The organism is Kitasatospora sp. NPDC097691, assembly GCF_040302665.1.
Classification (GTDB): Bacteria; Actinomycetota; Actinomycetes; order Streptomycetales; family Streptomycetaceae; genus Kitasatospora.
On the sequence record NZ_JBEORY010000021.1, the window covers coordinates 127,401 to 133,400 of the forward strand.

3 protein-coding genes are annotated in these 6,000 nt (G+C 73.8%); all 3 read right to left on the bottom strand.

Annotated elements, in window-relative coordinates; translation table 11 throughout:
• Nucleotides 1-57: 57 nt before the first annotated feature.
• Nucleotides 58-843, bottom strand: coding sequence for a hypothetical protein (locus ABTY56_RS17655; RefSeq protein WP_350629706.1), 786 nt, complete (start codon nt 841-843; stop codon nt 58-60).
• A gap of 370 nt (nt 844-1,213) precedes the next feature.
• Nucleotides 1,214-4,102, bottom strand: a complete 2,889-nt coding sequence (leuS, locus tag ABTY56_RS17660) for a leucine--tRNA ligase (RefSeq protein ID WP_350629707.1) — start codon at nt 4,100-4,102, stop codon at nt 1,214-1,216.
• 455 nt (nt 4,103-4,557) lie between these two features.
• The gene (locus ABTY56_RS17665; protein WP_350629708.1) at nt 4,558-5,853 is read right to left on the bottom strand and encodes an NsdA family TPR-like regulatory protein; all 1,296 of its coding nucleotides are present in this window, start codon (nt 5,851-5,853) and stop codon (nt 4,558-4,560) included.
• Nucleotides 5,854-6,000 lie beyond the last annotated feature (147 nt).

The following is a 6,000-nucleotide window of genomic DNA, read 5'->3' on the forward strand; positions in this document are numbered from 1 at the left end:
GCAACCGTCTCGGACCGCCCGGTCGGAAAGCGCCGAGCCCGGTCGAGCGCCGGGGGATCAGCCCGCCGAGGGCCCCGCCGACGGCTTCCGCAGCCGCTGAGCCAGCTTGGCCAGCGGATCGGCGAGCCCCAACAGCTCCTCCGCGCTCGGACGCCCCTTTCCGTCCGTCAGCCCGGCCCGGGCCGCGCCCCCGGCAGTAGCCCCGCCGGAACCCTCGGCCGTACCGGAACCCGTACCGGCACCCGTGCCCGCGCCCGGACCCGGACCCGGACCCGCGGAACCGGGCCCCGAGCCGTCCCAGTGCCGCAGCGCCCCCGCCTCGCTCTCGCACTCCTGGCTGAGCCGGCTCAACTCGTCGTCGGCGAACCGGTGCATCCGGTCCTGCGCCGCCCAGCGCATGGTCTCCGCCGCGCGCGTGATCCGCTCCGCCCGCTCGCGCAACTCCGGCAGCTTGACCGCGATCCGCGCGGTGTCCGGCTCGCGTTCGAGCATCCGCAGCTCTCCGTCGAGCTCCGCCGCGTGGGCGTCGAGCCGGGTCAGCAGGGCGAGCGACTCGCCGAGCTGCCCGTCCTGCGCGAGCCCGCTTTCCAGCACCTGCCGGGTGCCGTCGAGTGAGGTCCGCAGGCCGAGCCGGACGGTGGCGATCTGCGCGGGCGGGCCGATCTTGGTGTACGTCTTCGCCTTGAGGGTGACGGTCTCCACGGCGCGCCGGGCATTGGCTTCGTGCTTCTCGATCTTCGCTCCGACGGCCTTGGCCGCCTTGACCGTGCCGACCACCGCCAGGACGGCCGCCGCGATCCCGAACAGCAGGACCAAGCCGATCATCACGCCGAACACGTCCATCGCGCGCCACCTTCCGCCACCCGTTTCGGCCCCCACCGCGCCCAACGCGAGCCGCACTGCCGAGGGTTCCACGGTATCCCCCGAACCCCTCGCAGGGCGGCTCGAACGGGCCCAACGGCCCCGGATCAGGGACAGATCCGGGATCTCCCCGAGGGACCCGGGGCCCGTCACCCGGGGAAGAACCGGGACAGACGCCACCCGAGCGCACCCGAGCCGGACGCCGCCACCGAGCCCCCGCCCGGCACCCCCGCCCACATGACGCCGGACGGGCACCCCCGGCCCACATGACGCCGGACGGGCACCCCCGGCCCACAACGACACCGGGCGGGCGCCCCGAAGGACGCCCGCCCGATCAGCCCCAGGCCCGGAATCAGCCGGTGACGATGTTCACCAGCTTCGGAGCACGCGCGATCACCTTGCGCACCTCGGCACCGCCGATGGCCGCGACCACCGCCGGGTCCGCCAGCGCCAGCGCCTCCAGCTCGGCGTCCGAGATGCTCGGCGCGACCTCCAGCCGGGCCTTCACCTTGCCCTTGATCTGCACGACGCAGGTCACCGACTCGTCGACCACGTACGCCGGGTCGGCGACCGGGTAGTCGGTGTGCGCCAGCGACTCGCCGTGGCCCAGGCGGCGCCACAGCTCCTCGGCGATGTGCGGGGCCAGCGGCGCGACCATCAGCACCAGCTGCTCGGCCACCGGCCGCGGCGTCGAGCCGCGCTTGACCAGGTAGTTGTTCAGCTCGATCGCCTTGGCGACGGCCGTGTTGAAGCGCAGCCCGGTCATGTCGGCGCGGATGCCGTCGATCGCCTTGTGCAGGGCGCGCAGCGTCGCCTCGTCCGCCGCCTCGTCGGTGACGACCAGCTCGCCGGTGGTCTCCGAGACGATGTTGCGCCACAGCCGCTGCAGGAAGCGGTACGAGCCGACGACGGCGCGGGTGTCCCACGGGCGGGAGACGTCCAGCGGGCCCATCGACATCTCGTACAGGCGCAGCGTGTCGGCGCCGTACTCGTCGGCGATGTCGTCCGGCGCGACGGCGTTCTTCAGGGACTTGCCCATCTTCCCGGCCTCGCGCTTGACCGGCTCGCCCTGCCAGGAGTACGTGCCGTCGCGCTCCTCGACCTCGGCGGCGGGCACCGGGAAGCCGCGCTCGTCGCGGTAGACGTCGGCGGTGATCATGCCCTGGTTGAACAGCTTGTGGAACGGCTCGACGGACGAGACGTGGCCCAGGTCGTGCAGCACCTTGTGCCAGAAGCGCGCGTACAGCAGGTGCAGCACGGCGTGCTCGGCACCGCCGACGTACAGGTCGGCGCCGCCGGCCGGCTTGGTCGCCGTCGGGCCCAGCCAGTACTGCTCGTTGGCCGGGTCGACGACCGCCGAGGAGTTGGACGGGTCGACGTAGCGCAGCTCGTACCAGCACGAACCCGCCCAGTTGGGCATGGTGTTGGTCTCGCGACGGTACTTCTTCGGCCCGTCGCCCAGGTCCAGCTCGACGTTGACCCAGGCCTCGTTGCGCGACAGCGGGGTCTCGGGCGAGGAGCTGGAGTCGTACGCGTCGTAGGTGCGCGGCGAGTAGTCGTCGACCTCGGGGACCTCGACGGGCAGCATCGACTCGGGCAGCGCGTGCATGACGCCGTCCTCGTCGTAGACGATCGGGAAGGGCTCGCCCCAGTACCGCTGGCGGCTGAACAGCCAGTCGCGCAGGCGGTAGTTGACGGTGCCTTCGCCGATGCCGCGCTCGGCCAGCCAGGCGGTGACGTGCGCCTTGGCGTCGATGACGCTCTGCCCGTTCAGCGACAGGTCGCCCTGTTCCCGGGCGGAGTTGACGATGACGGAGTCGTAGGTGTCGAAGGCGTCGTCCCACTGGGCCGGGTCCTCGCCGCGCCCGTCGGTGGGCTCGACGACGCAGCGCATCGGCAGGGCGAAGGCCCGGGCGAAGGCGAAGTCGCGGTGGTCGTGGGCGGGGACGGCCATGATGGCGCCGGTGCCGTAGCCCATCAGCACGTAGTCGGCGATGAACACCGGGACGGAGGCGCCGCTGACCGGGTTGACGGCGTAGGCGCCGGTGAAGACGCCGGTCTTGACCTTGGCGTCGACCTGGCGCTCGACGTCGGACTTGGCGGCGGCCGCGGCCCGGTAGGCGGCGACGGCCTCGGCGGGGGTGGCGGCGCCGCCGGTCCACTCGGCGGGCACGTCCTGGGGCCAGGCGGCGGGGACGATCGAGTCGACCAGGCCGTGCTCGGGCGCCAGCACCATGTAGGTGGCGCCGAACAGGGTGTCGGGCCGGGTGGTGAAGACGGTGATCCGCTCGTCGGAGCCGACGGCGAAGTCCACCCGGGCGCCCTCGGAGCGGCCGATCCAGTTGCGCTGCTGCAGCTTGATGGCCTCGGGCCAGTCCAGCAGGTCCAGGTCCTCGATCAGGCGGTCGGAGTACGCGGTGATGCGCATCATCCACTGGCGCAGGTTGGACTTGAACACCGGGAAGTTGCCGCGCTCGGAGCGGCCGTCCGCGGTGACCTCCTCGTTGGCCAGCACGGTGCCCAGGCCCGGGCACCAGTTGACCGGCACCTCCTTGGCGTAGGCCAGGCGGTACTCGCCCAGGACCTCGTCGCGTTCGGCGGCGGACAGCTCGGCCCAGGGGCGGCCGTCCGGGGTCTGCCGGTCACCGGACTCGAACTGCGCGACCAGCTCGGTGATCGGACGGGCCGTGCGGGCGGCCTCGTCGTACCAGGAGTTGAAGATCTGCAGGAAGATCCACTGGGTCCAGCGATAGTAGTCCGGGTCGATCGTGGAGATCGAGCGGCGCGGGTCGTGGCCCAGGCCCAGCCGGCGCAGCTGGTGGCGCATGTTGGCGATGTTGGCCTCGGTGGAGACCCGCGGGTGGGTGCCGGTCTGCACCGCGTACTGCTCGGCGGGCAGGCCGAAGGCGTCGTAGCCCAGCGTGTGCAGCACGTTGTGGCCGGTCATCCGCTGGTAGCGGGCGAAGACGTCGGTGGCGATGTAGCCCAGCGGGTGGCCGACGTGCAGGCCCGCGCCCGAGGGGTACGGGAACATGTCCATGATGAAGCTGTGCGGCTTCGCGGCGACGTCACCGGCCGACGGGTCGGCCAGCGCACCGGTGGGGTTGGGGGCGTGGAAGGTGCCCTCCTTCTCCCAGATGTCCTGCCAGCGGGACTCGATCTCGGCCGCCAGCGCGGCGCTGTACCGGAACGGCTCGGTCGCGGTCTCGGCCGCGCCGGACGCAGGGGTCGTCTCGCTCATGGTCCTTCAAGCTCCATCGATGTCGGTTGGCGAACCGGGCAGGCGGCCGGCCCGTGGACCCCGCCCGGGACGGGGTCGGGGGCGGAAAACAAAAAATCCCCTCGCAGGAGGGGACGCCACGCCGACTCCGGCACCGCCCGAGGGCGCAGCCGGTCCTGGTCAGCGCGGCCGGCTAAGGAGCAGGCGCACGGTTCGCATGGGCTCAGGGTACCGCAAGCGACTCGGCGCGCTCCCGGGTATACCGCCGGGGCCGCCGCACCTGCACTGCGGCTTCCTCACCGGACCGGCACCGGACCCACCGCACCAAGGCACCTCACCGCACCGGCCCGCACCGGCGTCACGCCGACCCACCGACCCGCCGACCCGCCGACCCGCCGCGGCAGCCACGCCCGGCGACGCCGCCGACCCACCGCAGCAACGCCCGGGCACCGCCCCACCCCCGCCGGCCGCCCGCCTCACGGCGTCACCGCGCGCCCCGCCGCGTCGAAGTCCCGCAGCGCCTTCGCCAGCCGCTCGGACTGCATCCCCGCCGCGAGTGAGCGCGCCAGCGCCGCCGTGCGGGCCGCCTCCCGCTGGTCGCCGAGCCGCCGGTGGCTCTCGGCGAGGCACACCATCAGCAGCGCCTTGGAGCGGGCGCGGCCGGGTCCGAGTCCGGCCACGGCCTCGGCGAGCAGTGCCTTGGCGAGCCGGTTGCGGCCGAGCGCCAGCCGCCCCTCCCCCACCATCCCGGCGAGCGAGGCGCGGGCCTCCTCGGTGCCGGGCACACCGTCCAGTTCGGCGAAGGCCCGGGCGGCGGCGGCCTCGGCCCGCTCCGGCTCGTTCCGGCGGCCGTACGCGCGGGCGAGCCGGCCGAGCTGGCGGGCCCGGCCGGTGGGGCCGAGCGCGGCGCCGTGGGCTTCCAGGGCGGTTTCGAGTGCGGAGACGGCGTCCAGGCCGCGCCCGCCCGGGCCCTGGGTGGCGAGCACCACCAGCGCGCCGAGCACGGGGACCCCGAGCCGGGGGTCGCCGCTGACGTGGGCGGCGCGCAGCGCGGCGACGAAGGCGCGTTGGGCGGCCGCGTCGTGGCCGAGGTCGTACGCGGCCCAGCCGGCCAGCCGGGCGAGCCGGCTGGCCGTGCCGTAGAGCTCGCGGCCCAGCCGCTCGTCGTACGCGCCGAGTTCCAGCAGCTTGGCGAGCATGGCGAGTTCGGCCCGGGCTGGGCCGAGGACGAGGCCGCCGCCGCAGGAGCGTTCGAGTCGCTGCTTGCTGCGGTAGGAGAGGCCGAGTTCTCCGACCAGTGCGGCCTCGACGCGCAGGGCGCCCTCGCCGCCGCCGACGGGTGGGGGTGGCGAGGCGAGCCGGGCGGCGGCCTGGTCGAGGTCGGCGTTGCGGAAGAGGTCGGTGAGGCGGACCGGTCCGGCGTCGGTGGCGGCCTCGCGCAGCGCGGTCTGGGCGGTGTCGGCGGTCCACGGGTCGGTGAGCAGCCGGGGCGAGAGGATCTTGGCGCCGCGGTGGCCGCCCATCCGGCCCCAGAGCTGCTCGTAGGTGACGGCGATGCCGAGGGTGCGGCTGAGCACCTCGCACACCGCCTGGTCGTGCGGGCTGCGCGGCACCATGCCGCGGTCGCGCCACTTGTACGGGGCGGTGGAGCTGATGGCCAGGCCCGGCGGCAGCGCGAGACTCACCTCGCGGGCGAGCCGCTCCGGACTCCAGCCGAGCTGGTGGAGTATCCGGGCCAGTTCCTCGTTCCGCCTTCGCTCCAGATCGGCCATGACACGACGGTAGCGGGACTCCGGGCCCGCCCGCCGGTGGGCGGGCGAAACGTCGAGAGCCGCCTCCCGTTCTGGGAGGCGGCTCTCGACTTCTGTGGAGCTATGGGGAATTGAACCCCAGACCTCTTGCATGCCATGCAAGCGCTC